The 15,941-nt window shown below is 39.2% G+C and carries 16 protein-coding genes; 14 read left to right on the top strand and 2 right to left on the bottom strand.

The annotated features are described in order from the left end of the window. The first annotated feature begins 118 nt into the window (after window positions 1-118). The 3 genes from LY11_RS07025 to LY11_RS07040 all read left to right on the top strand — a co-directional run bounded on the left by LY11_RS07025 (window position 119) and on the right by LY11_RS07040 (window position 3,222). The gene (locus LY11_RS07025) at window positions 119-700 is read left to right on the top strand and encodes a Crp/Fnr family transcriptional regulator (protein WP_111633008.1); all 582 of its coding nucleotides are present in this window, start codon (window positions 119-121) and stop codon (window positions 698-700) included. Between the two features lie 119 nt (window positions 701-819). Continuing rightward, window positions 820-2,286 carry a hypothetical protein gene (locus LY11_RS07030; protein ID WP_146610808.1) on the top strand — a complete coding sequence of 489 codons (1,467 nt, stop codon included), beginning with the start codon at window positions 820-822 and terminating at the stop codon, window positions 2,284-2,286. Between the two features lie 678 nt (window positions 2,287-2,964). Next, a complete protein-coding gene (locus LY11_RS07040; protein WP_111633011.1) occupies window positions 2,965-3,222 on the top strand; it encodes a nucleotidyltransferase family protein in 258 nt (85 codons plus the stop codon). An 80-nt stretch (window positions 3,223-3,302) separates the two neighbouring features. Here the strand turns inward: LY11_RS07040 and LY11_RS07045 are convergent, their stop codons facing one another. Then, entirely contained in the window at window positions 3,303-4,226 is a 924-nt protein-coding gene (locus LY11_RS07045; protein WP_111633012.1) for a 2-hydroxyacid dehydrogenase, read from the bottom strand. 11 nt (window positions 4,227-4,237) lie between these two features. Next, the gene (rsmA, locus tag LY11_RS07050) at window positions 4,238-5,020 is read right to left on the bottom strand and encodes a 16S rRNA (adenine(1518)-N(6)/adenine(1519)-N(6))-dimethyltransferase RsmA (protein WP_111633013.1); all 783 of its coding nucleotides are present in this window, start codon (window positions 5,018-5,020) and stop codon (window positions 4,238-4,240) included. Between the two features lie 287 nt (window positions 5,021-5,307). Between rsmA and pdxA the strand changes: the two genes are divergently transcribed. The 11 genes from pdxA to LY11_RS07105 all read left to right on the top strand — a co-directional run bounded on the left by pdxA (window position 5,308) and on the right by LY11_RS07105 (window position 15,940). Continuing rightward, window positions 5,308-6,387 carry a 4-hydroxythreonine-4-phosphate dehydrogenase PdxA gene (gene pdxA / locus LY11_RS07055; RefSeq protein WP_111633014.1) on the top strand — a complete coding sequence of 360 codons (1,080 nt, stop codon included), beginning with the start codon at window positions 5,308-5,310 and terminating at the stop codon, window positions 6,385-6,387. A 75-nt stretch (window positions 6,388-6,462) separates the two neighbouring features. Next, window positions 6,463-6,996 carry a YceD family protein gene (locus LY11_RS07060; protein WP_068405621.1) on the top strand — a complete coding sequence of 178 codons (534 nt, stop codon included), beginning with the start codon at window positions 6,463-6,465 and terminating at the stop codon, window positions 6,994-6,996. Between the two features lie 18 nt (window positions 6,997-7,014). Further along, the gene (gene rpmF, locus LY11_RS07065) at window positions 7,015-7,206 is read left to right on the top strand and encodes a 50S ribosomal protein L32 (protein ID WP_068405618.1); all 192 of its coding nucleotides are present in this window, start codon (window positions 7,015-7,017) and stop codon (window positions 7,204-7,206) included. 100 nt (window positions 7,207-7,306) lie between these two features. Then, window positions 7,307-8,245 (top strand): phosphate acyltransferase PlsX, encoded by a 939-nt coding sequence (plsX, locus tag LY11_RS07070; protein WP_111633015.1) that lies wholly within the window; start codon window positions 7,307-7,309, stop codon window positions 8,243-8,245. A gap of 13 nt (window positions 8,246-8,258) precedes the next feature. Then, a complete protein-coding gene (locus LY11_RS07075; protein WP_068405612.1) occupies window positions 8,259-9,248 on the top strand; it encodes a beta-ketoacyl-ACP synthase III in 990 nt (329 codons plus the stop codon). Window positions 9,249-9,320: 72 nt separating this feature from the next. Beyond that, window positions 9,321-9,803 carry an acetyl-CoA carboxylase biotin carboxyl carrier protein gene (gene accB, locus LY11_RS07080; RefSeq protein WP_111633016.1) on the top strand — a complete coding sequence of 161 codons (483 nt, stop codon included), beginning with the start codon at window positions 9,321-9,323 and terminating at the stop codon, window positions 9,801-9,803. Window positions 9,804-9,839: 36 nt separating this feature from the next. Then, window positions 9,840-11,180 (top strand): acetyl-CoA carboxylase biotin carboxylase subunit, encoded by a 1,341-nt coding sequence (accC, locus tag LY11_RS07085; protein WP_068405607.1) that lies wholly within the window; start codon window positions 9,840-9,842, stop codon window positions 11,178-11,180. A gap of 90 nt (window positions 11,181-11,270) precedes the next feature. Beyond that, a complete protein-coding gene (gene tatC, locus LY11_RS07090; protein ID WP_111633017.1) occupies window positions 11,271-12,161 on the top strand; it encodes a twin-arginine translocase subunit TatC in 891 nt (296 codons plus the stop codon). Window positions 12,162-12,165: 4 nt separating this feature from the next. Next, window positions 12,166-12,600 (top strand): ribose 5-phosphate isomerase B, encoded by a 435-nt coding sequence (rpiB, locus tag LY11_RS07095; RefSeq protein WP_111633018.1) that lies wholly within the window; start codon window positions 12,166-12,168, stop codon window positions 12,598-12,600. A 208-nt stretch (window positions 12,601-12,808) separates the two neighbouring features. Beyond that, complete coding sequence (locus tag LY11_RS07100; RefSeq protein WP_111633019.1) at window positions 12,809-14,443, top strand: M28 family peptidase; 1,635 nt, start codon at window positions 12,809-12,811, stop codon at window positions 14,441-14,443. A 105-nt stretch (window positions 14,444-14,548) separates the two neighbouring features. Then, window positions 14,549-15,940, top strand: coding sequence for a LutB/LldF family L-lactate oxidation iron-sulfur protein (locus tag LY11_RS07105; RefSeq protein ID WP_111633020.1), 1,392 nt, complete (start codon window positions 14,549-14,551; stop codon window positions 15,938-15,940). Window position 15,941: the final 1 nt, after the last annotated feature.

Genomic DNA, 15,941 nt, shown 5'->3' on the forward strand with positions numbered 1-15,941 from the left:
GCAGGCATAAACAACGCGTAATCAGCAGAGAAATAAGTGATTGTTAAAGTTTAGTTACTATAAAAGCATGAACTATGTTCCTATAAAATACCTAAGTTTAGAAGTAAATTATTAAATAATGGAGAGTCCGGATACCTACTATGCCAGTCTATTTCAGTTGTTCAATTCCATTCACTTAATCAGCGGGGAATTTAAAGAAGCTATAATCAGTAATAGTGAAGTCATTCCTGTAAAAAAGAAAACAATATTACTTGAAGCAGGAAACCGGAGCAACAGGATTTATTTTGTTGCGAAGGGAATGGCGCGGGTATATTACCTGGATAAAGAAGGGAAAGAAACGACCACCTGGATTTTAGTGGAGAATGAATTGCTAATTTCCGTTTTTAGCTTTTTTACCGGACAACCAAGTTTTGAATATATAGAAACATTAGAAGATTGTATTCTTATCGAATTACAAAGAGAAAAAGTTGATCAATTGTATGAGCGATTTATGGAGTTCAATTTTATTGGCCGTAAGCTTACGGAGCACTATTATATCCGCAATGAAATACAAGCTAATAATCTCAGGATGTTAAGTGCAAAACAACGTTATGAGCAATTGATAACCCATCACCCAACTCTAATCAATAGAGTACCACTCGGGTATATAGCGTCTTATTTAGGTATATCACAAGAAACATTAAGCCGGATCAGAAAGTAAAGCTGATTTTTTGATAAATGTCAAAAATATATCAGGCATGACATTTTAGTTTTACTAAGTAATTAAAACTAAGATATGCCATGAAATTACAATCATTTACTTTTCGCCTCTTAATGTTTATGCTTCTTTGCACAGCATTGAATGCTTGTAAAAAAGAGCTCCCGGTATCGGTTGAAGCTCAACCAACTTCAGAGATAACTGTTCAGGATGCCAGGTCCTGGTTAAAGGACAACAAGCCTGATCTGAACTTGGGCAGTAACTGGAATAATCCTGTTATGCTCGATGTCAAAAATGGAAATAAAATATTAAAGGTTCGTCTGAACGAAACGTTGTATCAAAAGAAAACCTGGGTGTTAAGAGATGTCTTATTTCAAAGAGACTCCTTAGGGAAAATTCAGGCTGTGGGATACAAAATTTTTGTTGACACTTCCTACTTCACTAATAAAAGGGGAGCAAATCAACCTTTAGCAGATAAACGATCTTATATCAATGATGCAGATTTTACGGGTAAAGTTGTGGTTTACACATTAGATAATCAGGCTATAGCGGGATGGAAATATTTTGATGGAAAGGTTCAATCGAACTTAGTACTTAACGTTAATAGATCTGGACAGGGAGCAGTGGCAATTAAACATCCAGACGCAGAGCCAATATGTGAGGGAGGAGGCTTGGATGATGTGGTAACTTGTAATCCTACTGGTGGCGATGAGCCGGTTCCATTTGATGGTGGTCAAAACGGTCACCCTTTAAACGAAGTACCAATTGTTTCAACACCTGTTGTTCCTGCATGGACTTATTTACCGACTAATCCAGCAATTAATACTCCTCCTGGGTCAATTCCTGTGGGTAACCCATCATCAGGTGGAGGGAATAGTGGCGGTAACGGATCACCTCAAATATCTAATAGCGACATTGCAAACTCTATTCTCGTAAATGATGGAAAACCTAAAATTAGTGACATCAAAAAATACACTAAATGTTTTAATGACGGAAAAGTGGCCAAGAGTTTTACAATGACCATTTATGTTGATCAGCCAGTTGCAGGACAAGCCAATTGGGCGAGAATAACAATGCCCCAGCCAGGTGTCTCTACTAATAATCCATATGGATTACCTACAGGAATAAATTGGACGACTCCCGGAGGAAAAACTTTTGATGTAGGACATACCTTTGTTTGTTTTGAGAAAAACAATACAGACGGTACGAGTGTGAGACAAACGTTAGGATTTTATCCTGCTGGTGGTTCTCCTTATGATAGTGGTGCTATAAAAGATGATAGTGGTCATGATTATGACGTAAGTTTAAAAATCAATGTGACGTTAGACAAATTTAACTCCGCATTAAGTAAAGTTGAAAGTGATTTCAACAATGCACAATATAATCTTACTCCCAGACCAGGTTTTATTGAGTACAATTGTAGTGATGCGGCTATAAGCTGGATGAATGCAGCAGGAGCAGGTTTGTCAACATCAGGTACATACCCTTTTACTTGTACTCCCGGAGAATTTGGTCAGGCACTACGAAGTAAAAATGGCGCAACTCAAGATACTGGTTCTTCTATTATCGGTAAAGGTCCTTGCAATTAATTATATGGATTTAGTGAAAAATTGAATCATTAACTTCTCATTTACCATAAACAACTTATTTAATATAAAAATCTAATGAAAAAATTAATCTTTTTCCTAATCCTAATGAGTTTAAGTAGTCTATTTATGGGAATCTCTATAAATGGAGTAATGGGACATATCTATGATTTTGAATTTATTGGGTTTCCAAGATCAGAATTGACTTCCTCAACAAAACATTATCTTCTTATTATTTTATGGCTAATAGCCATTATAAGTCATATTTTCATATTCATGTTGCCTATTTTAATTAAGAAGCCATATTTTACTAAGGCTTTAATCTTTGCACCATTGACCTATTTCGCATTGATGGGAATTATAAATCCTGTCTACAGCCTCTTATTGGTTCCAGCATTAATCATCTGGTTAATATGTCTTTGGATCAATAAAAATTTGAATACGCAGAAGGCTCATCTTATTTGAAAAAATTTTTCTGATACTTAAATTTTACTTTCAACAGTTACGGTTGCAAGATTATTTTAGTGGCAAGGTATAGAGGGAAAAATGCTACACTTTGTCACTAAATTCAGATATGATGTAAAAAGATATTGTTAACCACCAGCAATTAGAACATAGTCTTTTATGGATAGATTTATTAATCAAAGAATATGATCAAACTATTTAGCTGGCAAACTACAATTGTTTACCCTATTAACAGCGATTTCATTTTTATTGATAACCCAGTTATACGCATTTGGCTCAGTGCTGAATGGTCAGTTTAAAGAATCCAGTGATATTGACCTGATCGTGAGTTTTGATAAGGCTAAAATTGATGATTACGCCAGTAACTATTACAAACTGAAATTTTCTCTGGAAGACGCTTTTAAGCGACCTGTCGATTTATTAGAGGAAAAGGCTTTAAAAAATCCTTATTTCAAGAAAATTGCAGAAAAATAAAGGCAACTGTTATATAGGTGAGAGCGTATAAACAAAGTCTTTAGAATTTCTCTAAAGGCTTTGTAATTTTGTTTAAACTCTTAAACCTGCTCCAGTTTATCTGCAAGCACCTCAGAAATTTTCCTGTACGAATCAAAAGTCCATCCGCCAACATGTGGGGTCAGGATAACCTTCTCAGATTCCTTCAGTTCAGTAAACCAGTCTTGTTCTGCCAATGCCGGGAACTTTTCAACTTCCAGTACATCCAGCCCTGCGCCTAATATCTTACCAGATTTAATCGCTGCCAATACCGCTTTCGTATTCACAATCTCACCTCTGGCCGTATTAATGAAAAATATGTTCTTTTTGAAATGGTACAAATATTCCTCATCCACCATTTGCCTGGTTTCCGAAGTCAGCGGAATATGTAAACTCAGCACATCACTATGTTTAACAATTTCTTCCATGCTGCATTCCTGCGCATAAGCATCAGAAAAGCCCGTTTTATACTTATCATAAGCAAGCACCTTCACCTCAAAACCCGAAAGCTTCCTGGCCATACTGCTCCCCATAAAACCATAACCGATAATCCCGACAGTTTTGCCTTTCAGCTCCCATCCACGGTTACCTTCACGATCCCAGATTCCGTTTCTGATCTCCAGATCAGCCTTGCGGTGCGTATTGATCAGAGAAAGCAACATCCCCATCGCATGCTCCCCTACTGCATCCCTGTTCCCTTCCGGTGCATTCAGCAACTTAATATTTTTCTCCTTCGCATAAGCCTCGTCGATATTATCCAACCCTGCCCCCGCTCTGGCTACAAATTTAAGCCCCGGTGCAGCTTCCATCAGCTCCCTGTCTATCTTAAACTTCGTCCGTACTGCAATACCGTCATATTCTGAAATCACCGCCAGCGTTTCTGCCCTGGTGATTAAAGGACGATCGTCTACTTCATAACCTAATTGTTCTGCCCTGCTTTTGAATACAGGATGTAAATCATCAACAATTAAAATTTTACCGTTCATCTGTCTTATAATTATAACGCCAGCTTAGTAACCAGCTGCGTAAGGGTAATAAAATCTTCTACGCTCAATTGCTCTGCTCTTTTTTCAAAATAGATGTTGTCATCCATTTTAGCCTTAGGCAATACGCCTGACAAAGCATTTCTTAACGTTTTTCTACGCTGATTAAATCCGGCTTTAACCACAATCCAGAATAATTTCTCATCGCAATCTAAAGTCACTCTCTCGTTTCTGCTCAAACGGATTACACCCGAGTTTACTTTAGGAGGTGGATTAAAAGTTCCTGGTTTTACAGAAAATAAATAATCAATATTATAATAAGCCTGGATCAGCACACTTAGAATCCCGTAATCTTTAGTCCCGCTTTTAGAAGCACAACGTTCTGCTACCTCTTTCTGGAACATCCCTACCATTTCCACTACATTTTCTCTATGTTCAAGCACCTTAAATAAGATCTGTGAAGAAATATTATACGGGAAATTACCTATGATGGCGTATTTACCGGAAAATACTTTTTTCAGGTCCATTTTCAAAAAATCCCCGTTAATTAACCTTTCGCCCATTTGCGGGTACTTATCCTTTAAAAAATTATAAGATTCCACATCAATATCGATCATAAAGGTTTCCAGGTCTTCTCTTTCCAGCAGAATGTCCGAAAGGATACCCATACCCGGCCCTACTTCAAGCACCTGACTGTATTGATCGGTATGGACAAGACCGTCTACAATTTTAGCTGCTATTTTTTTATCGGTCAAAAAATGTTGCCCTAAATGTTTTTTCGCCCTTACCAAACTCATATGATTGCTGTTATAATTTATTAATCGAAAGAAGCCGAAACTTCTAAAAGGTGCAAAATAACTAAAGTTTACGAGTTCAGCCTAATTATTAGCAATGAAGCGTTAGCTAAAAACAACTAATCAACATAGCCAGTTACCTTGCCATTCAGCCTTTATTCAACTACTCATCCATAATTACCTGCGCCTACAGCCCGAATAGCTATAATTACCCATTCTAAACAGATCGCCCTTAAAAACAGCACGTTTTCTAATGAATTTCTGTATTTTGCGCAAATTTTCATTTGAGCATGAGCAATAAAATCAAAATAGGTATCAGTATAGGTGATGTAAACGGGATAGGTTTAGAAGTGATTCTGAAAACTTTAGCCAATAACAGTATCCTGGATTACTGCACCCCTATCGTTTATGGACATACAAAAGTAGCCTCTTACCATAGAAAAGCACTGGGTTTAGGTGATTTCAGTTTCAATGTGATCAATGACGCTGAAGCCGCTAATCCTAAAAAAGCAAATATGATCAACTGCTGGGAAGAGGATGTAAAGATCGAACTCGGTGTAGCCAATGAAATTGGTGGAAAATATGCCTTGTTATCTTTAGAAAGAGCAACAGAAGACCTGATCAAAGGAAATATTGACGCTTTAGTCACTGCCCCGATCAATAAACATACCATACAAGCAGAGAATTTTAAATTCCCTGGTCATACAGAATACCTGCAGGAACGTACCGGCAGCCCTGATGTACTGATGTTTTTATTGAGTGAAGATGTTCGCGTAGGGGTAGTTACAGGTCATATTCCTGTTTCTAAAGTTGCAGAAAGTATCACGAAAGAAAGTATTGTTAAAAAACTTTTGCTGATCAATAAGAGCCTGAAAAGAGATTTCTGGATTGAGAAACCAAGAATTGCCGTATTAGGGTTAAATCCTCATGCTGGTGACAATGGTTTGCTTGGCAGTGAAGAACAGGATATTATTATGCCTGCGATTCAGGAAGCGTTTGATTCAGGTGTAATTTGCTTTGGCCCTTATCCTGCGGATGGATTTTTTGGCAAAGGTGCTTATAAACAATTCGATGCGGTACTGGCGATGTATCATGACCAGGGCTTAATCCCTTTCAAAACCATCGCTTTCGGAACTGGCGTAAACTTTACTGCAGGAATGAAATATGTACGTACCTCTCCTGATCATGGTACAGGGTTCGATATTGCCGGAAAAGACCTGGCAGATCCGTCTTCTTTTATAGAAGCACTTTTTGCTGCGACACACATTGTAAAACACAGACGTGAACAGGACGAACTGTTAAGCAACCAGTTAAGAAGCGGCGGAAAAATTATAGAAACTGCGGCAGATGTGAAGGATGATGCAAATTAACGACAATAATATTTCTAAAACATTTCAGAAGTATCAAATTAATTCATACATTTGCGGGCTAAAATTTTGTTACAATTGAAACCTTTAAAACAATTTTCGATCCCGTTTACTGGCTTAAAAATTGGCAAGCATCAATTTGATTTTGAGATTGATAACAGCTTTTTTGACGCATTTGAATACTCTTTGGTAAAAAAGGGGGATTTAAAAGTTACGGTAGAATTGGATAAACAGGAGACAATGCTGATTTTGAAAATTCGCATTGCCGGAACAATAAAGCTTGATTGTGATAAATGTTTAGCTGAATTTGATGCCCCTCTGGATATTTCAGAAAGGCAGATTGTAAAATTCGCTGAAGATGAACTGGAGAGTGATGATTTAGAAATCATCGTATTGAATAAAAAAGAAAGTAGCATTGATATTGCAGAGATTCTTTATGAATTTATCACAGTATCAGTACCCTATATAAAAATTTGTGAGCAGAACGGCAATGGTGCCAAATGCGACAAAGAGATGATTGAAAGACTGGAAAGTCTGGCTAATCCTTCTCAACAAGAAGAAAATACAACAAGTGCTGACCCGCGTTGGGAAGCATTAAAAAAATTAAAATAATAATTAAATAAATCAGCAATGGCACATCCAAAACGCAAGATCTCTAAAAGTAGAAGAGATAAAAGAAGAACACACTATAAAGCGGTAGCTCCTTCTTTATCTACTTGTCAAACTACAGGTGCAATCCACATTCCTCACCATGCATACAATGTTGACGGGAATTTGTACTACAACGGTAAACTGGTTATTGAAAACACCTCTATAGGTTAATTTTTCGGAGAAATTGTTTGTGTTTTCAGCTTCATTAAGTTTAACTTAGGCGCTTGAAAAAAAAGGCAATAATGCTTTATTCACAAACTGATTTTTTACTATGAAAATAGGTCTCGATATAATGGGCGGAGACTATGCTCCCAAAGCAAACGTTTTGGGAGCAATAGCTGCTCATGAATTACTAGCGCCAAATGAGCATTTAGTGCTAATCGGCGATACTCAGCAAATTAAGCCTTTGCTCGCTGACAGCGGGTTCAATCCCGATCACTTTGAATATGTTCATACCGAAGAGGTAATTGGTATGGGCGAACATCCCACAAGAGCAATTGCTCAAAAACCAAACTCAAGTATTTCTCTGGGTTTCTCTATGTTAAAAAAAGGAGAAATCGACGCATTTGTCGGCGCAGGTAACTCTGGCGCGATGATGGTTGGTGCTGTTTTTAGTGTAAAAACTGTTCCTGGCATTATCAGACCTTGTCTGTGCACGATCGTACCCAAACTTGACGGAGGAAGAGGTTTAATGCTGGACGTTGGCGCGAATGCTGACTGTAAGCCTGATACTCTGCTCCAATTCGGCGTTCTGGGTAGTTTATATGCTGAAAATGTGATGCAGATAAACACTCCTAAAGTCGGCCTGATCAATATTGGCGAAGAAGATGAAAAAGGAAATATGCTGAGTCTGGCCACTTTTCCACTGATGAAAGAATGTAACCTCTTTAATTTTATTGGAAATATTGAGGGACGTGATTTATTCAATGAAAAAGCAGATGTAATTGTATGTGACGGGTTTACCGGAAACATTATGCTTAAATTGGCTGAATCGTTTTACATAATGACTATCAAGAAAGGACTTAAAGATGAGTTCTTCGACAGGTTTAATTATGAAAATTACGGTGGAAGTCCGGTTCTTGGAGTAAATGCACCTGTGATCATAGGTCATGGAATCTCCTCGCCTACCGCTGTAAAAAACATGATCTTTCAAGCGAGAGACATGATTACTACAGGTCTGGTTGGAAAAATACAAGATGCATTTAAATAAAATCTGACAACAAATGAGTAAAATTCACGCTGCTATTACTGCGGTTCAAGGTTATGTTCCTGATTATATCCTTTCTAATAAAGAGTTAGAGACGATAGTTGATACAACAGATGAATGGATAACCTCACGAACGGGTATAAAAGAGCGAAGAATATTAAAAGGTGAAGGATTAGGTACCTCCGACATGGCCGTTCACGCGGTTAATGGACTTTTAAAGAAAAGAGGTATTACTGCAGAAGAAATCGACCTGATTATCTTTTGCACCACAACTCCCGACATGCCTTTCCCAGCCACTGCAAATATTTTAGCTGATAAAATCGGCGCAAAAAACGCATGGGGTTTTGATTTACAGGCTGCCTGTTCTGGATTTATCTATGGGATTTCTACTGCTTCGCAATTTATCCAGTCTGGAAAACATCAAAAGGTTTTGGTAGTGGGCGGCGACAAAATGTCGTCTATCATTGATTATACGGACAGAACAACCTGCATCATTTTTGGTGATGGCTGTGGTGCTGTATTATTGGAACCTAATGATGAAGGTAATGGGATCATTGATTCTGTTTTAAAATCGGACGGTGCCGGAAGACAATTCCTGCATCAGAAAGCGGGTGGATCTGTTAAACCAGCTTCACACGAAACGATTGACCAGAGAGAACATTTTGTTTACCAGGAAGGAAAAGCTGTCTTTAAATTTGCAGTAACCAATATGGCAGATGTAGCGGCAGAAATCATGGAACGTAACCAGCTGAATGCTGAAGATGTGAAATGGTTAGTCCCGCACCAGGCGAATAAAAGAATTATTGATGCCACGGCTTCAAGAATGGGCATAGGGGCTGAAAAAGTAATGATCAATATAGAACGTTACGGCAATACCACCAATGGAACCATCCCGCTTTGTTTGTGGGAATGGGAAGACAAACTAAAAAAAGGAGACAATATTATTCTTGCTGCTTTTGGGGGTGGATTTACCTGGGGATCAGTATATATAAAGTGGGCTTACTAAATTTTATTACAAATAAAAATATTAACTTTGAGTCTTTAAAAGACCAATATCTTTTCAACAAAATACCTAAAAATGGATATCAAACAAATTCAGGAACTCATTAAATTTGTTTCTCGTTCGGGCGTCAATGAAGTTGCAATAGAACAAAAGGACTTCAAAATTACTATCAAAACTAACCAGGCCCCAACAGTTATTACGACGACAGTTCCTGCTCAGGCAGTAGCACCTCAGGTGTTACCTTCTGCTCCGGCGGTACAACCTGTTGCTGTAACAGCGAACAACGCATCTGCTGCTGCAGAAGCTGATGATTCTAAATATATTACTGTAAAATCTCCAATGATCGGAACTTTCTACCGTTCGTCGAGCCCTGACAAACCTTCATTCGCAAATGTTGGTGATGAAATCGCTCCGGGTAAAGTTATCTGTATCATTGAGGCAATGAAATTATTCAACGAAATTGAAAGTGAAGTTTCTGGAAGAATCGTTAAAGTATTGGTTGATAACTCATCACCTGTAGAATACGACCAACCATTATTTTTAGTAGAACCTATGTAATATTTGCTTCTGGCAAATTATCATCTTATCAATTATATGTTTAAAAAAATACTAATTGCCAACAGGGGCGAAATTGCGTTGCGTATTATTCGTACCTGTAAGGAAATGGGCATTAAAACTGTGGCAGTTTATTCAACTGCTGACAGGGAAAGTCTCCATGTTCGTTTCGCGGATGAAGCTGTTTGTATAGGCCCGCCTCCGAGTAAAGATTCTTACTTAAGTATCCCTAATATTATCTCAGCTGCTGAATTAACCAATGCAGATGCGATTCATCCAGGCTACGGCTTTTTATCTGAGAACGCTAAGTTCTCTTCTGTTTGCAGAGACTACGGAATTAAGTTCATTGGTGCTACACCTGAGCAGATCAATTCTATGGGAGATAAAGCTTCCGCTAAAGAAACGATGAAAAAAGCGGGTGTACCTACTATCCCTGGTTCTCAGGGTTTGCTGGAAAGCGTAAAAGAAGGTATTGTCTTAGCGAATGAAATCGGTTACCCTGTAATTCTGAAAGCAACTGCCGGTGGTGGTGGCCGTGGAATGCGTGTGGTATGGAAAGATGAAGACTTCGAAAATGCGTGGGACAGTGCGAGACAGGAATCTGGTGCTGCTTTTGGAAATGATGGTTTATATTTAGAAAAATATATCGAAGATCCACGCCACATTGAAATCCAGATTATTGGTGATCAATATGGTAAAGCTTGTCACTTATCTGAGCGTGACTGTTCTATTCAGCGTCGTCACCAGAAATTGGTTGAAGAAGCTCCGTCTCCTTTCATGACTCCGGAATTGAGAGAACGTATGGGTGAGGCTGCAATTAAAGGGGCTACTGCTGTCTCTTATGAAGGTGCCGGAACAATCGAATTCTTAGTTGACAAACACCGTAACTTCTACTTCATGGAAATGAATACACGTATCCAGGTAGAGCATCCTGTTACAGAAGAAGTCATCAACTATGATTTAATTAAAGAACAGATTAAGGTAGCTTCTGGCGTTCCTATTTCTGGTAAAAACTATCTTCCGAACATGCACGCTATTGAATGCAGGATCAATGCGGAAGATCCGTTTAATAACTTCAGACCTTGTCCTGGAAAAATCACTAATTTCCATTCTCCGGGCGGACATGGGGTGAGGGTTGACACGCATGTTTATGCAGGTTATCAGATTCCTTCTAACTATGATTCGATGATCGCTAAACTGATCTGTGTTGCACAAACACGTGAAGAAGCAATCAGTACCATGGAGCGTGCTTTAAGTGAGTTTGTAATTGAGGGTGTAAAAACTACCATTCCTTTCCACTTGCAATTGATGAAAGATCCGAACTTCAGAGCAGGAAATTTCACCACTAAGTTCATGGAAACATTTGTTTTTTCTGAATAAATCCGAATAAAGACATCTAATTATTATATTTAAAACGTAAATACCATTCTAATAAAATAGAATGGTATTTTTGTTTTACAAATAACGTACATGAGTGATAATAAAGCGCAGGACCTTATAGGGGCCATTAAGAATAAAGGAAAGAATCTGGAGTCTGAAATGTCTTTCTTTGACCATATTGATGTATTAAGAAAACACTTGCTCAGGGCATTATTGGCGATCGTAATTTTTACTGGTTTAGCCTTTTGGTATTACGATTTCCTGTTTAACACGATTATAATGGGCCCTAAGAGTGCCAATTTCTGGACTTACCGGATGATGTGTAAGCTGGTACAGGTTTTCCCTTCACTGGGATCAGACTTTTGTATTACCGATATTAAGGGTAAAATTATCAACACGGAAATGGCGGGCCAGTTCACGTTACAGATTAATTCCTGTATCATGACGGGTATCGTTTTTGGGATTCCGTATATTCTTTTTGAACTCTGGTTATTCATCAAACCTGCCCTTCATGAGAAAGAAAGGAAGGCTGCAAGGGGATTTGTCTTCTTTGCCTCTGTATTATTTCTGATAGGTGTTTTATTCGGTTACTACATCATCTGTCCATTATCAATTAACTTCCTGACGAATTTCTCAGTGAGCCCGATGATCGAAAATACGTTCACTATTGATTCGTATTTATCCTCTGTCTCTACTTTAACAATTGGTACAGGTATTATATTTGAATTACCTGTTGTCATTTATATCCTCTCTATATTCGGTATCATGACCCCTGCATTTATGCGGGCCAGCCGGAGATATGCAATTGTAATCATCCTGATCATTGCGGCAGTAGTTACCCCTACTCCAGATATGATGACGATGCTTGTTGTAGCTTTCCCGCTATTCATTTTATATGAGTTGAGTATATTCATTTCTGCAAAAATTGAACGCAGAAAGAACAAAGAACTTTACGGTACAACTAAAGGTAACAACGCTTAAAAACATGTCCGCAAAACAAAAAATCGCCATTGGTGCTGACCACGCTGGTTTCGCTTACAAAGAGTTATTACGTGACTTTCTAAAGGATTTCCAGGTGCAGGATTTCGGGGCTTATAACGCCGGCTCTGTAGACTATCCTGATTTTGCACATCCTGTAGCTTCGGCTGTAGAAAGCGGGGAATTTCCTTTTGGGATCCTGATCTGCGGAAGTGCCAACGGAATTGCGATTGCTGCCAACAAACACCAGGGGATCAGAGCTGCGATTTGCTGGGAAAATGAAATAGCTTCCTTAGTGAGGCAGCATAACGATGCGAATATCATTTGTATCCCTGCAAGATTTGTCTCAGAAGAACTGGCTAAAGAAATGGTCATGACCTTTCTGAATACAGCATTTGAAGGCGGCAGACATGCTGCACGTGTGGCTAAAATATCCTGCTAACTGCAAGGCTTAGCTTCCTCAACAATTGGCCCGTCATGCTGTAGTATGACGGGCCAATTCTGCTTCCGGCTATGCTGTAACATAATAGTGACTCCCTGAAAAATCGGCGGAGTATCCCTAAAAGGGATAGTTAATTTCCTATATTAAGACCCTTTAAAGGTTAAAGTAATTCATCCGGAAAAATAAGAAAACAGCATAAAATTAAATAATGAACAAACACATTTTAAGTATAAGCGCGGCTTTATTGCTTTGCTTAGGTGCATGTGCACAAAGTCAAACCCCTGCTCCGAACCAAACAGCGGTAAAGTTTAGTGCAAGCATCAATAAGGCAAATGCTTACAAACATCTTTCTGTCCTTGCATCTGATGAATACGAAGGCAGGGAAACTGGTAAAAAGGGTGCCTGGATGGCAGCGGATTATATCAAAAACTATTTCAACAGTATTGGCTTAAAGGGCCCTGTTCAGGGTGATTATTTTCAGCCGATAGACATGGTCACTTATCAGCTGGGTCAGCCTGCTTTTACGATTGGCGGCCAGGCTAAAGTATACAACCGGGACTTCGTTGTTCCTGCGTCGAATGTATCGCTGGAAGGCTTTACTTTCAACACGAAAGAGGTTATTTTTGCTGGTTACGGCCTGGATACTGACGGTTACAATGACTATAAGAACATTGATGTTACTGGTAAAGTGATCCTGATCTTTGCTTCCGGCAATCCGTCGCAAAAAACAGAAGCTACTCCGGCCGACCGTGCTGCAAGAAGAAAAGCAGTGGCGGCGAAAAGAGAAAAGGTTCAATACCTGGCCAACCATAAAGCATTGGCAGTAATTCAAATAGATCCTTCACTGGATAGCTTAAATGAAGAAACAAAATTGACGTTTGCAGGTTCAGGACAGCTTACTTTGAAAAGTGAAGAGAATACGGCAAGGATGGCAAAGATGAAAAATTTTCCTACCATTAATATCAATACAGCGACTGCAAATGAACTTTTAAAGGCGGCAGGTACTACTGTGGAAGCTTTACAGCAAAAGATCAGTGCGACAGGCAAGCCGGCTTCACAGGTTATTAAAATTGAGTTATCGGGCAGTGCTAAAAAGGAAGAAGTAAAAGTAAGAGCTGAAAACGTTCTGGGTTTTCTGGAAGGATCAGATCCTGTGTTAAAGAAGGAAATTCTGGTGATCACTGGTCACTATGATCACATCGGTTTAACGACTTCGGGCACGGATAAAGTGAACAATGGTGCGGATGATGATGGTTCCGGAACTACAGGTGTATTATTGATTGCTGATGCTTTTACTAAAGCTAAAGCAGCCGGTAAAGGGCCTAAAAGAAGTATCCTGTTTATGACCGTAGTTGGAGAAGAAAAAGGGTTGTTAGGGTCTGAATGGTACTCTGAACACCCGGTATTGCCTTTAGAGAATACCATTACCAACTTAAATATTGATATGATTGGCCGTGTTGACAAAGAACATGAGAACAAGGAAGATTATATCTATATCATTGGTTCTGATATGTTAAGTTCTGAGCTGAATGCTGCCGGAATTAATGCAAATGAACAATACTTGAAAATGAACCTGGACATGAAATACAATAACAGAACTGATCCAAACCAGTTTTATTACCGTTCTGATCATTATAATTTCGCTAAACATGGTATCCCGGTCATCTTTTATTTTAACGGGGTGCATGAAGATTACCATCAGCCGGGCGATGAAGTGAGCAAGATCAAGTTTGACTTACTGGCGCGGCGTGCACAATTAGTCTATTATACGGCCTGGGACCTGGCAAACCGCCCTACCCGGCCTGCAGTAGATAAGAATGAAGACGGTACACCAAAGAAATAATTTTAAAAACCTGCATAACCTGCAGGTTTTTTCGTTTTATTAAGAGCTTGTTAATTTTAGCCCCTAAATTTAAACAGGCTCTCAAACATTTATTTATATTTGAACATGACGAAGATTGCGGAAGAGTTTTTGGTGAAGGCAGATGAGAAGGCATTTGATGTAGATCATCGTAACACAATCAACCACAACATAGGAAAGTACAATGATGCGGTTGCAAGGGGTTTAACGAAGTTTGAGAATTTAGAAAACTCAAAAAAGAAGGCGCATGTCATCAAGTGGAGAGTGATGGAAAACCTGGACAAGTTCTTACCGGAATTTGAAGCCAATTTCCAGCGCCGTGGCGGAAAAGTAATCTGGGCAAACGACGCAGAAGAAGCACAAAAAGAAATATTAAATATAATTCATAAAAGTGGTGGAAAATCGGTTATTAAATCGAAATCCATGACTACTGAAGAAATTCATCTGAATGATTTCCTGGAAAAGAACGGGATCTCTTCCTTAGAAAGCGACCTGGGCGAGTTTATCGTGCAGTTGTTAGGGCAGGCACCTTACCATATTGTAACCCCTGCCATGCACCTGACCAAGGAGGACATTGCGAAATTATTTCATGAGAAATTCGGTACTCCGATAGACTTCACCCCTGAACAGCTAACCCAAAAAGCAAGGGAACTTTTAAGGGAGAAATATCTGAGTGCAGATATAGGGATTACGGGCGGAAATTTCCTGATTGCAGATACAGGCAGCGTTGCGCTAACTGAAAACGAAGGAAATGCGCGTTTAAGTACCACCTTCCCAAAAATACATATTGCGATTGTCGGAATTGAGAAAATCATTCCTTCGATGGCAGATCTTGACCTTTTCTGGCCTTTATTGTCCAGTCATGGAACAGGTCAGAATTTAACGGTTTACAACTCTATTTTAAGCGGGCCAAGACAGGCGCATGAAACGGACGGCCCGGAAGAAATGTATGTGATCCTACTGGATAACGGACGTACAAACCTGCTGGCACAAAAAGAGCAGCGCCAGGCTTTATATTGTATCCGCTGCGGCGCTTGTCTGAATGCCTGCCCTGTTTATAAAAACATAGGTGGTCATACTTACAATACGACTTACAGCGGCCCTATTGGCTCTATTATTACGCCGCATTTACAGGGGATGAAAGATTTCAAGCACCTGAGTTATGCGTCAAGCCTTTGCGGTAAATGTTCTGAAGTTTGCCCGGTAAAGATTGATATTCATAAAATGCTGCTGCTGAACAGAAGGGACGCAGTTGAACAGCATCAAAACACAAAAACTGAAGATATTGGCTGGAAGATCTGGAATTCGGGCATGTCCACAAGAACAAAAATGGACTTGTTTGGCGGAAAGATCAAGAATTTTTTCATGAAGCTGATCTTCAAAAAAATGTGGGGCAAGTACCGTGCTATGCCGGAGGTGGCCCCAAAATCCTTCGCCAGACAGTGGGAAGAAAAATCAAAAAATAAACCGCAAACCTAAC

It is taken from the genome of Pedobacter cryoconitis (assembly GCF_003259615.1).
In the GTDB taxonomy this organism is placed as follows: domain Bacteria; phylum Bacteroidota; class Bacteroidia; order Sphingobacteriales; family Sphingobacteriaceae; genus Pedobacter; species Pedobacter cryoconitis.